Genomic DNA, 13,336 nt, shown 5'->3' with positions numbered 1-13,336 from the left:
GCGGGCTGAACTACCTAGCGTCTGGTCCACTCCGCCTTCGGGCAGGCGCTCAGCGGTCGACGATCCGGTCGAACTGCGTGGTGGTGTGCCGCAGATGGGCCACCAGTTCCTCCCCGACCTTGGGCTCCGGGGCGTCCGACGGCACGAAGAGGATCGACACCTGCATGTGCGGAGGCTCGGCGAACCACCGCTGTTTGCCGCCCCAGACGAACGGAGAAAGGTTCCGGTTGACCGTGGCGAGGCCCGCCCGGGCGACGCCCTTGGCGCGCGGCATGACGCCGTGCAGTGCCTTTGGTGCCTCCAGACCCACCCCGTGCGACGTACCGCCCGCCACGACCACCAGGAAGCCGTCCGAGGCCGCCTTCTGCTGCCGGTAGCCGAAACGGTCGCCCTTGGCGACGCGGGTGACGTCCAGGACGGCACCGCGGTACTCGGTCGCCTCGTGGTCGCCGAGCCAGAGCCGTGTGCCGATGCGGGCCCGGAAGCGGGTCTGCGGGAACTGCTGCTGGAGGCGGATGAGGTCCTCGGACTTGAGGTGGCTGACGAACATGGTGTGCAGCGGCAGCCGGGCCGCGCGCAGCCGGTCCATCCAGCCGATGACCTCCTCGACGGCGTCCGAGCCGTCGGTGCGGTCCAGCGGCAGGTGGATGGCGAAGCCCTCCAGGCGCACGTTCTCTATGGCCGCGTGGAGCTGGGGCAGTTCCTGCTCGCTCACGCCGTGCCGCTTCATCGAGGACATGACCTCGATGACGACACGGGCGCCCACGAGTCCGTACACGCCGTCGACCGACGACACGGAACGGATGACGCGGTCGGGCAGGGGGACGGGCTCCTCAGCGCGTCGGTAGGGCGTCAGCACCAGCAGGTCGCCGCTGAACCAGTCCTTGATCCGGGCGGCCTCGTACGTGGTGCCGACGGCGAGGATGTCCGACCCGAGACGCGTGGCCTCTTCCGCCAGCTTCTCGTGCCCGAAGCCGTAGCCGTTGCCCTTGCAGACGGGGACGAGTCCCGGGAACTGCTCCTGAACGTGCTTGTGGTGTGCCCGCCAGCGCGCGGTGTCGACGTACAGCGTGAGCGCCATGGACGGTCCCGGAACCTTTCTCGTGGCTGCGGTGTATCAGAGGTATGGAAGCAAAAACGGGGGCGTCAGCGGCGCGACATGTAGATGTCGAGCGCCTTGTGGAGCAGCTTGTTCAGCGGGAAGTCCCACTCACCGAGGTACTCGGCGGCCTGTCCGCCGGTTCCCACCTTGAACTGGATCAGGCCGAAGAGGTGATCCGTCTCGTCCAGCGAGTCGGAGATGCCGCGCAGGTCGTAGACGGTCGCGCCGAGGGCGTAGGCGTCGCGCAGCATGCGCCACTGCATCGCGTTCGAGGGCCGGACCTCACGGCCGATGTTGTCCGAGGCCCCGTAGGAGTACCAGACGTGCCCCCCGACGACGAGCATGGTCGCCGCGGACAGGTTCACGCCGTTGTGCCGGGCGAAGTAGAGCCGCATGCGATTGGGGTCCTCGGTGTTGAGGGCCGTCCACATGCGCTGGAAGTACGACAGCGGGCGGGGCCGGAACCGGTCGCGGATGGCCGTGATCTCGTACAGCCGCTGCCACTCCTCCAGGTCGTGGTAGCCGCCCTGGACGACCTCGACACCGGCCTTCTCGGCCTTCTTGATGTTGCGGCGCCACAGCTGGTTGAAGTTCTTGTGGACCTCTTCCAAAGACCGGTTGGCGAGCGGCACCTGGTAGACGTAGCGCGGCTGTACGTCACCGAAGCCGGCCCCGCCGTCCTCACCCTGCTGCCAGCCCATCCGGCGCAGCTTGTCGGCGACCTCGAAGGCCCGCGGCTCGATGAAGTCGGCCTCGATGTCGCGCAGACGCTTCACGTCCGGGTTCTGGATGCCCGCCTTGATGGAAGTGGCCTCCCAGCGCCGGATGATCACCGGGGGACCCATCTTCACCGAGAAGGCGCCCTGGTGCTTCAGATGCGCGAGCATCGGCTCCAGCCAGTCGGTGAGGTTCGGTGCGAACCAGTTGATGACCGGACCCTCGGGCAGATAGGCGAGGTAGCGCTTGATCTTGGGCAGCTGGCGGTACAGCACCAGGCCGGCGCCGACCATCTCGCCGGTCTTGTCGTCGAACCACCCGAGGCTCTCGGAGCGCCACTCGGCCTTGACGTCGGCCCAGGCCGGGACCTGCATGTGGCTGGCCGAGGGCAGGCTCTGGATGTATGCCAGATGCTGCTCACGGCTGATCGTCCTCAGGGTCAGGCTCATTCAGGGCGCTCCTCGGGCTGGTGTGTCCCCATGGGTACAGGGGCTCCGGCTCTCGCGCCGAAGCCTACTGCGCCCTGCGGGCGCCCCGAATGGCTGTATGGGACCTGGAGCCCGGCCAGTACGCGGTCAGGACGTCAGGTGGTGTTATTCGGCCGCTTGGTCCGATGTGAGACCACAAACAGCATGGGGTCGGTCCGCCGACCGCGCGACAGGGCGGCGCGGAGTCAGCCGATGACGCCGCCGAAGAGACCTCCGTGGGCCATGCCCAGGAAGAATCCGACGGCCGAGGCACCGAGACCCACGATCAGGCCGAAGCGCTCACGGGTCGTCTCCGAGATGAACTGCCCGTACGCGCCGGTCAGAATCCCCACCAGGCCCGTCCAGGAACTGAGCAGGTGCAGATGGTGGAACATCGCCGTGATGAAGGAGACCGCCCCGAGCACGAGCGTCACGGCCAGCAGGGTGTCCTGCACGGGGTGGGGCTTGTCGTCGGTGGCGAACAGGGAGCCGGCGATGTTGGGTCGCAATGTCTGTGCCATGGGGCACCTCCTGCGGAAGGCGGCGCATCGTAGCGCCATACACACCCGATGTGTACAGATTGACGGTCACCGCCACCGGATTTCAACCGGAAGCGGGTGTGCGGGTAGTGTGTACCGTCTGCACCGGTGTCTGCCCAGGCCATGACAGGGATCCCCGAGGGGACCCCTCGATTGTCAGTGGCGGCCGATACCGTTGCGTACGCATCACAACCCTCCTGCCACGGAACGACCGTGGCCGTTGAGTCCAAAGGAGGTGGGTTCCACATGCGTCACTACGAGGTGATGGTCATCCTCGACCCCGATCTGGAGGAGCGCGCTGTCGCCCCCCTGATCGAGAACTTCCTCTCCGTCGTCCGTGAGGGCAACGGAAAGGTCGAGAAGGTCGACACCTGGGGCCGTCGTCGTCTCTCGTACGAGATCAAGAAGAAGCCTGAGGGCATCTACTCGGTCATCGACCTGCAGGCCGAGCCTGCGGTCGTCAAGGAGCTCGACCGCCAGATGAACCTGAACGAGTCGGTCCTCCGGACCAAGGTCCTCCGCCCCGAGACCCACTGAGCCTTCCCGCTCAGTCGATCCCGGGATCCGAGTAGCAGCACCAAGCAGCCAGCAGCAAACCCGCCGAGAGGTACCCCCATGGCAGGCGAGACCGTCATCACGGTCGTCGGCAATCTTGTCGACGACCCCGAGCTGCGCTTCACCCCTTCCGGTGCGGCGGTCGCGAAGTTCCGTGTCGCGTCCACTCCCCGCACCTTCGACCGTCAGACCAACGAGTGGAAGGACGGCGAGAGCCTGTTCCTGACCTGCTCGGTCTGGCGTCAGGCGGCGGAGAACGTCGCCGAGTCGCTCCAGCGAGGCATGCGCGTCATCGTGCAGGGCCGGCTGAAGCAGCGGTCCTACGAGGACCGTGAGGGCGTCAAGCGCACGGTCTACGAGCTGGACGTCGAGGAAGTCGGCGCCAGCCTGCGCAGTGCCACGGCCAAGGTGACCAAGACCGCCGGAGGCGGCCGCGGTGGCCAGGGCGGTTACGGCGGCGGTGGCGGTGGCGGCCAGGGTGGCGGCGGCTGGGGCGGAGGCCCCGGCGGCGGTCAGCAGGGCGGCGGCGCTCCCGCCGACGACCCGTGGGCCAGCGGCGCTCCCGCCGGTGGCAACCAGGGCGGCGGCGGTGGCGGCGGCTGGGGCGGAAGCTCCGGCGGCAGTGGCGGCGGCTACTCGGACGAGCCCCCCTTCTAAGGACTTCGAGGCCGGGGCACCGGTCTTAGAGGTCAAGGGTGGGGCCGTACCCCAAACTTCTTGATCACACAGGAGAATCACCATGGCGAAGCCGCCTGTGCGCAAGCCGAAGAAGAAGGTCTGCGCTTTCTGCAAGGACAAGGTCACGTACGTGGACTACAAGGACACGAACATGCTGCGGAAGTTCATTTCCGACCGCGGCAAGATCCGTGCCCGCCGCGTGACCGGCAACTGCACGCAGCACCAGCGTGACGTCGCCACGGCCGTCAAGAACAGCCGTGAGATGGCGCTGCTGCCCTACACGTCCACCGCGCGATAAGGGAAGGGTGACCGACACATGAAGATCATCCTCACCCACGAGGTCTCCGGCCTCGGCGCTGCCGGCGACGTCGTCGACGTCAAGGACGGCTACGCTCGCAACTACCTGATCCCGCGGAAGTTCGCGATCCGCTGGACCAAGGGCGGCGAGAAGGACGTCGAGCAGATCCGTCGTGCTCGCAAGATCCACGAGATCCAGACCATCGAGCAGGCCAACCAGATCAAGGGCCAGCTCGAGGCCGTCAAGGTCCGTCTGGCTGTCCGCTCCGGCGACGCCGGTCGTCTCTTCGGTTCCGTCACCCCGGCCGACATCGCTTCCGCGATCAAGGCTTCCGGTGGCCCCGAGGTCGACAAGCGCCGCATCGAGCTGGCTGCTCCGATCAAGACGCTGGGCGCTCACGAGACGTCCGTGCGTCTGCACCCCGAGGTTGCCGCCAAGGTCAACATCGAGGTCATCGCGGCCTAAGGGTCGCGTTCGCTGAAGCGGTGTATGGGGCCGCACCCTGCGAGGGGTGCGGCCCCACATGCTTGCCGGGGCGATGTTTCACGTGAAACGAGTCGGCCACACCGCGTTCTCAGCGCAAGGCATCGCCCGACCTATCAGCGGGTCGCCCCGGTGACGATCCAGAGTCCGGACCGGGAGCGCAGCCAAAGAGTCAGCATGCGTGTCGTCATCATCAGCGTCATGGCGCCCCAGAGGGCGGTCAGACCGCCGCCGAAGGTGGGGATGAGCAGGGCGGTCGGGACGAAGATCGCCAGGGTCAGGAGCATGGCCCAGGCGAGGTAGGGACCGTCTCCCGCGCCCATCAGTACGCCGTCGAGCACGAAGACGATGCCGGAGATCGGTTGGGCGAGCGCCACCACGATCAGAGCGGGCAGTGCCGTTTCCTGGACTGTCGGATCGCTGGTGAAGAGCGGGATGAACAACGGCCGGGCGGCGACCACCAGGAGTCCGAGCAAGAAGCCTGTGGCGACTCCCCACTGAACCATCCGGCGGCAGGCATCGCGGGCTCCTTGGGCGTCTCCAGCGCCGAGGTAGCGGCCGATGATGGCCTGCCCGGCGATGGCGATCGCGTCCAGAGCGAAGGCGAGCAGGCTCCAGAGGGAGAGGATGATCTGGTGAGCGGCGATGTCCTCGTCTCCGAGGCGGGCCGCCACCGCGGTGGCGATCATGAGGATCGCCCGCAGCGAGAGCGTACGCACCAGGAGAGGTACACCCGCCTGAGCCGAGGCTCGTATGCCGGCGATGTCCGGACGCAGTGAGGCGTCGTGTCTGCGGGCGCCGCGGAACACGACCCAGAGGTATGCGCCAGCCATGCCGAGTTGGGCGATGACCGTGCCCCATGCGGAGCCTGCGATACCCAGGTCGGCTCCGTAGACGAGGCCTGCGTTCAGGGCGCCGTTGGCGACGAAGCCCGCCACGGCGACGTACAGAGGTGTCTTGGTGTCCTGGAGGCCGCGCAGGACACCCGTGGCGGCCAGCACGACGAGCATGGCCGGGATGCCGAGGGCCGAGATCCGCAGATAGGTCGTGGCGTAGGGGGCCGCGGTGTCCGAAGATCCGAAGAGGGCCACCAGGGTGGGGGCCGTCGGGACGACGACCGCGACGACGGCTGCTCCCAGCAGGAGAGCGAGCCAGATACCGTCCATGCCCTGGCGGATGGCGGCGCGCAGATCGCCGGCTCCGACGCGCCGTGCGACGGCGGCCGTGGTGGCGTAGGCGAGGAAGACGAAGACGCTCACCGCAGTGACGAGGAGGGCCGAGGCGACACCGAGACCGGCCAGTTGCGCGGTGCCGAGGTGGCCGACGATGGCGGTGTCGACCATGAGGAAGAGTGGCTCGGCGACGAGCGCGCCGAAGGCCGGAACGGCCAGCGTGATGATCTCTCGATCATGCCGACGTCGCGTGGCCCTGGTGGTCGCGGAAGCCTGTGTCATGAGCACCAATCTAATCTTCCACAGGTAAGAGATGCAATGCGCTTGTGACTATTACTCGCCGCCTGGTCGGGTGTGTTCTCGTGCACTGATCCTGATGATCTTGATCCGGTCGTGGAAGTTTTTCTTCTGCACAGCCCGTGGACGGCAAAAGTGCAGTTCAGGGCGGTAGGGCACGCGTAACTGGAGTCTTGTTCACAGGGCTGTCCACCGAGTCGTGCACAGGTTTTGCGGGGTTCTCCACAGCATCTGGGCCGTCGTCCACATGGCCTGTGGATAACCAGATTGGCTGACGGTGCCGACGGGCCTACGGTGGTGCGGCGCCCACTCCCTGGCCGATCACGGAAACCTCGCAAAACCGACGTGCCAGAACCGGAGTTGGGCCTCTCATTTGTCAGTGTCGTGCCGTAGAAATGAGAAGCACGGCGAGGTCCGCTCGGCGGACGGGAGGAGGTCGCTCGGTGAGCATTTCCGAGCCCTTGGACGACCCGTGGGCCGACAGCGGGCCCAGTGATCGTCTGCCCCCTTCCCGTCGGCGTCCGGACGGCGACCGGAGCAGGGACGAGCGGCACGACCGGGGCCGGGACAACAGGGAGTGGGACGGCGGAGGTTCGGCCTTCGAGCGCGTACCTCCGCAGGACCTCGATGCCGAGCAGTCCGTCCTCGGCGGCATGCTGCTGTCCAAGGACGCCATCGCCGACGTGGTCGAGATCCTCAAGGGTCCCGACTTCTACAAGCCTGCGCACGAAACCATCTACCAGGCGATTCTCGACGTCTACGCCAAGGGCGAGCCCGCCGACCCCATCACCATCGCCGCCGAACTCACCAAACGCGGCGAGATCACCAAGGTGGGTGGCGCCTCCTATCTGCACACGCTCGTCCAGACGGTGCCGACGGCGGCGAACGCCGAGTACTACGCGGAGATCGTCCACGAGCGGGCCGTCCTGCGTCGCCTGGTCGAGGCCGGCACTCGCATCACGCAGATGGGATACGCGGCCGACGACGACGTGGACGAGATCGTCAACAGAGCCCAGGCCGAGATCTTCGCCGTGACCGAGCAGCGCACGACCGAGGACTATCTGCCGCTCGGCGACATCATGGAGGGCGCGCTCGACGAGATCGAGGCAATCGGCTCGCGGTCGGGGGAGATGACCGGTGTACCGACCGGCTTCACGGACCTCGACCAGCTCACCAACGGCCTGCACCCTGGCCAGATGATCATCATCGCGGCCCGTCCCGCGATGGGTAAGTCCACACTGGCGCTGGACTTCGCGCGCGCTTGTTCGATCAAGCACAACATGCCGAGTGTGATCTTCTCGCTCGAGATGGGGCGCAACGAGATCGCCATGCGTCTGCTGTCGGCCGAGGCACGCGTGGCCCTTCACCACATGCGCTCCGGCACGATGACGGACGAGGACTGGACGCGGCTGGCACGCCGGATGCCGGACGTGTCGGCCGCGCCGCTCTACATCGACGACTCCCCGAACCTGTCGATGATGGAGATCCGGGCCAAGTGCCGGCGCCTGAAGCAGCGCAACGACCTGAAGCTCGTCATCATCGACTATCTGCAGCTGATGCAGTCCGGTGGCAAGCGCTCCGAGAGCCGCCAGCAGGAGGTCTCCGACATGTCGCGAAACCTGAAGCTGCTGGCCAAGGAGCTCGAGCTGCCGGTGATCGCCCTGTCGCAGCTCAACCGTGGCCCCGAGCAGCGTACGGACAAGAAGCCCATGGTCTCCGACCTGCGTGAGTCGGGATCGATCGAGCAGGACGCCGACATGGTGATCCTGCTGCACCGCGAGGACGCCTACGAGAAGGAGTCGCCGCGCGCCGGCGAGGCCGACATCATCGTGGGCAAGCACCGTAACGGTCCGACGGCCACGATCACGGTCGCCTTCCAGGGCCACTACTCGCGGTTCGTGGACATGGCGCAGACCTGACCCGGGGAAATGCGCTCGACTCCGGGTCGTGGGCCCGGTGGACTGAGCGCATGACAACACCTCACGAAGAGCTGCTACCTGCCACGCGTCGGGCGCTGCTGCACCGCATCGCCGTCGCTCAGACCGAGGGCCGGGCACCGTCACTGGTCGCGGCGGTGGTCCGGGGCGGGGAGACGGTGTGGAACGGGGCGCGGACCTCGGTGGACGGGCACGGGCCGGACGCGAACGTGCAGTACCGGATCGGTTCGATCACCAAGACCTTCACCGCTGTTCTGGTCATGCGGCTGCGTGACGAGGGCGCCCTGGATCTCGGTGACCCGTTGGAGAAGCATCTGCCGGGCACCGGCGCGGGGGAGGCGACCATCGCCGAACTGCTCGCGCACACGGCAGGGCTTGCGGCGGAGTCCCCCTCGCCCTGGTGGGAGCGGACCCCGGGGTCCCTGCGTCCGGAGCTCGCCGATGTGCTCGGGGAGCAGCCCCACCGCCATCCCGTAGGCCGTCGCTTCCACTACTCCAACCCGGGCTTCACGCTGCTCGGTGCGCTCGTCGAGCAGTTGCGTGGTGCTCCTTGGGAAGAAGTTCTGCGACGAGAGGTGCTGGAACCCCTTGGGCTGAGTCGCACGACATGGCACCGGGAGGCACCGCATGCCGGTGGCTGGGCCGTGCACCCCTGGGCGGACGTGATGCTGCCGGAGCAGGTCGAGGACCTGGGACGCATGGGGCCCGCAGGGCAACTCTGGTCCACGGCAGGTGACTTGGCCCGCTTCGCGGTCTTCCTGGCGAGGGGGGACGAGCGCGTTTTGCGTGCGGAGTCGCTCCTGGAGATGCGGACGCCGGCAGCGCCGGGGGAGGCCGCCGATGTGGTCGCCGGAGCGGCGTACGGGCTCGGGATGCAGCTTCAGCACCGAGACGGCAGGTTCCTCGTCGGTCACGGAGGCTCGGTGCCCGGCTTCCTCGCCCAGCTCACCATCAGTGTCGAGGACGATGTGGCTGCCGTCGTGCTGACCAACTGCACCTCAGGACCGGTGGTGTCGGAAGTGGCTGCCGACCTCGTACGCATCGTGGCGGAGGCCGAGCCGCGGATCCCCGAGCCATGGCGGCCGCTGGCCGAGGTGGACCGGTCGGTCCTGGAGCTGGTCGGTCCTTGGTACTGGGGGACGTACAGCTTCGTGCTGCGGCTCACCGCCGAGGGAGGTCTCTCACTGGAGCCGCTGGCTGCCACCCTGCGCGGTGCTCGTTTCCGACGTAACGACGACGGCAGTTGGACGGGGCTCAACGGCTATTTCGCGGGAGAGCTCCTGCGGGCCGTACGGAGGCCCGACGGGACCGTGAGCCACCTGGACCTCGGATCGTTCGTGTTCACGCGTCAGCCGTACGACGAGGGGGCTCCGGTGCCCGGTGGAGTGGATCCCGAGGGGTGGCGCGCGATCGGGTAAGCACGGTTCTGCTGCTGTGAGGGTCCCGGCTCGCGATGTTTCACGTGAAACAGGACCCCCCAGCGGTCCCCGGAGCCGCTTCTCACAGCGGCAGTTTGAAGCCCACATGGCTGGCCTCGAAGCCGAGCCGCTCATAGAACCGGTGGGCCTCGGTGCGTGTGGCATCGGACGTCAGCTGGACCAACTGACAGCCCTGAGCCCGTGATGACTCGATCGCCCACTCGATGAGCCGTGAACCGAGGCCGCTGCCGCGCTCCTCGTCGTGGACCCGTACGCCTTCGATGATCGCCCGGGTGGAACCGCGTCGAGAGAGTCCCGGAACGATCGTCAGCTGGAGCGTCCCGACGACGCGGCCCTGACGGACGGCGACCACCACGTGTTGGTGCGGGTCACCACGGAGACGTTCCAGAGCGGTGAGATAGGGAGCCAGGTCGTCCGGTGACTCGCGCTGTGCGCCCAAGGGGTCGTCGGCCAACATCGCGACGATCTCCGGGACGTCGTTCTCGGTCGCCGGGCGAATCTCCAGATCTCCCATGCCCGCACCCTACGCGGGCACGTTCAGCGACTCCACGACGCGGACGAGTGGGGCCAGTTCGGGGTTCTCGGCGGCCGCGTCCAGGGCCTCACGCAGGGCGGCGTCGTTGGTGGGGCGTGCTGCCGCGAGGAGTTGCAGGCCCGTTTCGGAGACATCGGTGTAGATGCCCCGACGGTCGGTCGGGCAGAGGTAGCGCGCAAGCAGTCCGCGATCCTCGAGCCGGGTGACCAGGCGGGTGGTCGCGCTCTGGCTGAGGACGACCGCGTCGGCGACCTGCTTCATCTGGAGGTGCCCACCCTCGCCGTCGTGCTGTCGACTCAGCACGTCCAGCAGGGAGTACTCACGCACGCTCAGGTCGTGTCCGGCCTGCAGTGCGCGTTCGATGTGGGCCTCGATCCGACCGTGCAGCAGGGAGAGAGCGCACCAGCCCTGTGCCAGGGCGGTGAGCGCGGGATCCGTCGCTGTCATCGGTGGTCCTCCGTCCCAGAGCTGTCCTCTCCAGGATAGGCCAGTCGTGCAATAGACAGCTCAAGCAGATATGACGCGTCTGCAAGTATTGTGTACGCTCGTAAAGCGCACATGCAATCTTCTGGAAGGTGTAGCCCTCATGCCTCTCGCGCTTCTGGCTCTCGCGATCGGGGCCTTCGGCATCGGAACGACCGAGTTCGTGATCATGGGTGTGCTGCCCGAGGTCGCCGGCGACTTCGATGTCTCCATCCCCACCGCGGGGCTGCTCGTGACCGGCTACGCACTTGGTGTCGTGCTCGGAGCGCCGATCATGACCACCCTGGGCACGCGGGTGTCCCGCAAACGGATGCTCATGCTGCTGATGGGGCTGTTCATCGCGGGCAACCTGCTCTCCACGCTCGCCCCCGCCTACTCCGTCATGCTCCTCGGGCGTGTGGTCGCCTCCCTGGCGCACGGGGCCTTCTTCGGTATCGGCTCGGTGGTCGCGGCCGACCTCGTCGCCCCGGACCGCAAGGCCGGTGCTCTCGCGATGATGTTCAGCGGCCTGACCGTCGCGAACGTCGTCGGAGTGCCCCTGGGCACTCTGATCGGACAGACCGTCGGCTGGCGGGTCACCTTCGCCGGGGTCACGGCGCTGGGCGTCGTCGGGTTGTTGGGCATCGCCAGGCTGGTTCCCGAGATGCCCAGGCCGACAGAGGTCCGCCTCCGGCACGAGCTGGCCGCGTTCAAGAACGTTCAGGTTCTGCTGGCCATGGCGATGACTGTGCTGGGCTTCGGAGGGGTGTTCGCGGCAGTCACCTACGTCGCGCCGATGATGACGCATGTCGCCGGCTTCGCCGACTCCTCCGTCACCTGGCTCCTCGTTCTCTTCGGCCTGGGCATGGTCGGCGGCAACCTGGTGGGCGGCACGTACGCGGATCGCGCGCTGATGCCCATGCTGTACGTCTCGCTGGGCGCGCTGGCCGTCGTCCTCGCCCTGTTCTCATTCACCGCCCACGACAAGATCGCCGCCGCAGTGACCCTGGCACTGGTCGGCGCGCTGGGCTTCGCGACCGTACCGCCGTTGCAGAAGCGGGTCCTCGACCAGGCGCACGGCGCACCGACGCTGGCCTCGGCCGTGAACATAGGTGCCTTCAACCTCGGCAACGCGCTCGCCGCCTGGCTCGGCGGCCTCGTCATCGACGCGGGTCTCGGCTACACGGCACCCAACTGGGTAGGAGCCGCTCTCGCCGCGAGCGCGCTCGCGCTGGCGTTCGTCGCGGCGGCGCTGGAGCGCAGGCAGAGCGTCATCGGCACGGTCGTCGCGGAATCCACGGGAGCGGACGCCCGACGGACACCCGCCCACCACTGACGGTCGGTGGGCCGAGACCGTCGGCGTGGGCCTCAGCCCGCCGCCACGGTCAGTGGGGCGTAGCGCCGGGCCCAGTCACCTGGCAGCTCGGAGATCCCGTACGTCATCACGGCGTTGAAGGCGATCGACACCAGGCCACGTTCCTTCACCCACGTCAGCAGCTCCTCGTGGCGAACGTCGACGTCGGTGCGCAAGGGCCGGTCCGTGTGGGCGGCGAGGGAGGCGATGAGTGCCTTCGCCGCCTCCGTGTCGCGGGCGATCAGTGGACCGACGACCTGGTCGTTCAGATTGGGCCAGGCGGCCGCGTATCCGATGATTCGGCCGTTCTCCTCCGCGACGCGCAGTTGGTCAGCGAAGGCGGGCAGTCGGGTGAGGACGTGGGTGCGGTCCGTGCCGAACACCTCTGCGTCGAGCCGGAGGATCGTGGGGAGATCCTCGGCCGTGGCCGGGCGAGTGGACACCGCGGGGTCCGCACCCCCTGCCGTGAAGTGCCCGCGCACCATCTCGGCCCGTCCGGTGACCTTGAAGCCCAGCTCCTCATAGAGCGGGCGTCCGTGCGGTGTGGCGTGCAGGGTCAGCGGTGTCGTGCCCATCTCCGCGAGGACGTGCCGCATCAGGCGGCGCCCGATGCCCTGGCGGGCGTGCCGCTCGGCGACCAGCACCATGCCGATCGCTCCCAGATCCGGGCGACCCGCAGGGCCGTACTCGGTGACGACGCAGGCAGTGATCAGCCCGCCCTCGGGGTCATCGATGCCGTATCCCGTGCCGGCCGACAGCAGCAGCCCCCACTTGTGCTCCTCGCGAGGCCAGCCCCGATCCTCGGACAGGTCGGCGCAGGCGACGAGATCGCGAAGCGTCAGACGGCGAATGGGCAGAGGAGTGGGGAATGGTGTCGACACGCAGGTCAGGTTGTCCGACACACGCCTCTGACGTCCACCGGTTTGCCGTCGGACGCGCGCCCTTTTGGCCATCTCGTGCACAACCGCACAGCGCGCGGACGGATGTTTCACGTGAAACATCCGTCTCCGGGCATAGGCGTGCAGGCGGGTCTCGCCTCGCATCCATGACCTCACGGATTCGGGGCAGGTGAACGAAGCGCCCGATCGGGGGAGTGTCGTTCGTCTGCGCGCACTCGACACCAGGATCTGTGGGATGCCTATGAATTGGTCTGACGCGCCCGGTAATTGAAGGAATCGCTGATTCGCGCCCGTCGAATTACCGGTACGGCCAGGGGGGACTTGTGCGTGACGGCCCTGCCGGTAGGGTCGAGTCCGGTTCGTGTCCGAAGCGAGATGCAGTCGTCTCATGGCGGGGGTACG

The 13,336-nt window shown here is 67.6% G+C and carries 14 protein-coding genes; 7 read left to right on the top strand and 7 right to left on the bottom strand.

Going from position 1 to position 13,336, the window contains the following annotated elements:
• Positions 1-49 precede the first annotated feature (49 nt).
• The 3 genes from L3078_RS22890 to L3078_RS22880 form a co-directional block, all read right to left on the bottom strand.
• The gene (locus L3078_RS22890; RefSeq protein ID WP_033530670.1) at positions 50-1,081 is read right to left on the bottom strand and encodes an alanine racemase; all 1,032 of its coding nucleotides are present in this window, start codon (positions 1,079-1,081) and stop codon (positions 50-52) included.
• A gap of 65 nt (positions 1,082-1,146) precedes the next feature.
• A complete protein-coding gene (gene femX, locus L3078_RS22885; protein ID WP_239755835.1) occupies positions 1,147-2,268 on the bottom strand; it encodes a peptidoglycan bridge formation glycyltransferase FemX in 1,122 nt (373 codons plus the stop codon).
• Between the two features lie 224 nt (positions 2,269-2,492).
• A complete protein-coding gene (locus L3078_RS22880; RefSeq protein ID WP_005482944.1) occupies positions 2,493-2,807 on the bottom strand; it encodes a hypothetical protein in 315 nt (104 codons plus the stop codon).
• Between the two features lie 264 nt (positions 2,808-3,071).
• Between L3078_RS22880 and rpsF the strand changes: the two genes are divergently transcribed.
• The 4 genes from rpsF to rplI all read left to right on the top strand — a co-directional run bounded on the left by rpsF (position 3,072) and on the right by rplI (position 4,821).
• Positions 3,072-3,362, top strand: coding sequence for a 30S ribosomal protein S6 (gene rpsF, locus L3078_RS22875; RefSeq protein ID WP_005482942.1), 291 nt, complete (start codon positions 3,072-3,074; stop codon positions 3,360-3,362).
• A gap of 78 nt (positions 3,363-3,440) precedes the next feature.
• Complete coding sequence (locus L3078_RS22870) at positions 3,441-4,037, top strand: single-stranded DNA-binding protein (protein WP_239755834.1); 597 nt, start codon at positions 3,441-3,443, stop codon at positions 4,035-4,037.
• Positions 4,038-4,119: 82 nt separating this feature from the next.
• On the top strand, positions 4,120-4,356 hold the full coding sequence (rpsR, locus tag L3078_RS22865) for a 30S ribosomal protein S18 (RefSeq protein WP_003949403.1): 237 nt from the start codon (positions 4,120-4,122) through the stop codon (positions 4,354-4,356).
• Between the two features lie 18 nt (positions 4,357-4,374).
• A complete protein-coding gene (gene rplI, locus L3078_RS22860) occupies positions 4,375-4,821 on the top strand; it encodes a 50S ribosomal protein L9 (RefSeq protein WP_184906394.1) in 447 nt (148 codons plus the stop codon).
• Positions 4,822-4,955: 134 nt separating this feature from the next.
• Here rplI and L3078_RS22855 read toward each other — a convergent pair whose 3' ends face one another.
• Positions 4,956-6,302, bottom strand: coding sequence for an MATE family efflux transporter (locus tag L3078_RS22855; protein WP_420864090.1), 1,347 nt, complete (start codon positions 6,300-6,302; stop codon positions 4,956-4,958).
• A gap of 449 nt (positions 6,303-6,751) precedes the next feature.
• Here L3078_RS22855 and dnaB point away from each other — a divergent pair, with 449 nt between their 5' ends.
• Positions 6,752-8,227, top strand: coding sequence for a replicative DNA helicase (dnaB, locus tag L3078_RS22850; protein WP_184906398.1), 1,476 nt, complete (start codon positions 6,752-6,754; stop codon positions 8,225-8,227).
• A gap of 50 nt (positions 8,228-8,277) precedes the next feature.
• On the top strand, positions 8,278-9,663 hold the full coding sequence (locus L3078_RS22845) for a serine hydrolase domain-containing protein (protein ID WP_239755832.1): 1,386 nt from the start codon (positions 8,278-8,280) through the stop codon (positions 9,661-9,663).
• Between the two features lie 82 nt (positions 9,664-9,745).
• Here L3078_RS22845 and L3078_RS22840 read toward each other — a convergent pair whose 3' ends face one another.
• Both L3078_RS22840 and L3078_RS22835 read right to left on the bottom strand, forming a co-directional pair.
• Positions 9,746-10,198 carry a GNAT family N-acetyltransferase gene (locus L3078_RS22840; protein ID WP_239755831.1) on the bottom strand — a complete coding sequence of 151 codons (453 nt, stop codon included), beginning with the start codon at positions 10,196-10,198 and terminating at the stop codon, positions 9,746-9,748.
• Between the two features lie 9 nt (positions 10,199-10,207).
• Positions 10,208-10,666 (bottom strand): MarR family winged helix-turn-helix transcriptional regulator, encoded by a 459-nt coding sequence (locus tag L3078_RS22835; protein WP_239755830.1) that lies wholly within the window; start codon positions 10,664-10,666, stop codon positions 10,208-10,210.
• A gap of 139 nt (positions 10,667-10,805) precedes the next feature.
• Between L3078_RS22835 and L3078_RS22830 the strand changes: the two genes are divergently transcribed.
• The gene (locus L3078_RS22830) at positions 10,806-12,017 is read left to right on the top strand and encodes an MFS transporter (RefSeq protein WP_239755829.1); all 1,212 of its coding nucleotides are present in this window, start codon (positions 10,806-10,808) and stop codon (positions 12,015-12,017) included.
• A 32-nt stretch (positions 12,018-12,049) separates the two neighbouring features.
• On the opposite strand, the gene L3078_RS22825 is transcribed toward L3078_RS22830, so the two are convergent.
• On the bottom strand, positions 12,050-12,916 hold the full coding sequence (locus L3078_RS22825; protein WP_239755828.1) for a GNAT family N-acetyltransferase: 867 nt from the start codon (positions 12,914-12,916) through the stop codon (positions 12,050-12,052).
• Between the last annotated feature and the right edge of the window lie 420 nt (positions 12,917-13,336).

Source organism: Streptomyces deccanensis, assembly GCF_022385335.1.
Lineage (GTDB): Bacteria > Actinomycetota > Actinomycetes > Streptomycetales > Streptomycetaceae > Streptomyces > Streptomyces deccanensis.
The sequence above is the reverse complement of the archived record's forward strand: the minus strand, read 5'-3'. Positions and strand labels throughout refer to the sequence as shown.

Bases quoted from the DNA above. Each gene is read 5' to 3' on its own strand.
- rpsF (WP_005482942.1), top strand. From the start codon at position 3,072: ATGCGTCACTACGAGGTGATGGTCATCCTCGACCCCGATCTGGAGGAG.
- rpsR (WP_003949403.1), top strand. From the start codon at position 4,120: ATGGCGAAGCCGCCTGTGCGCAAGCCGAAGAAGAAGGTCTGCGCTTTC.
- L3078_RS22840 (WP_239755831.1), bottom strand. From the start codon at position 10,198: ATGGGAGATCTGGAGATTCGCCCGGCGACCGAGAACGACGTCCCGGAG.
- femX (WP_239755835.1), bottom strand. From the start codon at position 2,268: ATGAGCCTGACCCTGAGGACGATCAGCCGTGAGCAGCATCTGGCATAC.
- L3078_RS22890 (WP_033530670.1), bottom strand. From the start codon at position 1,081: ATGGCGCTCACGCTGTACGTCGACACCGCGCGCTGGCGGGCACACCAC.
- L3078_RS22835 (WP_239755830.1), bottom strand. From the start codon at position 10,666: ATGACAGCGACGGATCCCGCGCTCACCGCCCTGGCACAGGGCTGGTGC.
- L3078_RS22830 (WP_239755829.1), top strand. From the start codon at position 10,806: ATGCCTCTCGCGCTTCTGGCTCTCGCGATCGGGGCCTTCGGCATCGGA.
- L3078_RS22870 (WP_239755834.1), top strand. From the start codon at position 3,441: ATGGCAGGCGAGACCGTCATCACGGTCGTCGGCAATCTTGTCGACGAC.
- rplI (WP_184906394.1), top strand. From the start codon at position 4,375: ATGAAGATCATCCTCACCCACGAGGTCTCCGGCCTCGGCGCTGCCGGC.
- L3078_RS22880 (WP_005482944.1), bottom strand. From the start codon at position 2,807: ATGGCACAGACATTGCGACCCAACATCGCCGGCTCCCTGTTCGCCACC.
- L3078_RS22845 (WP_239755832.1), top strand. From the start codon at position 8,278: ATGACAACACCTCACGAAGAGCTGCTACCTGCCACGCGTCGGGCGCTG.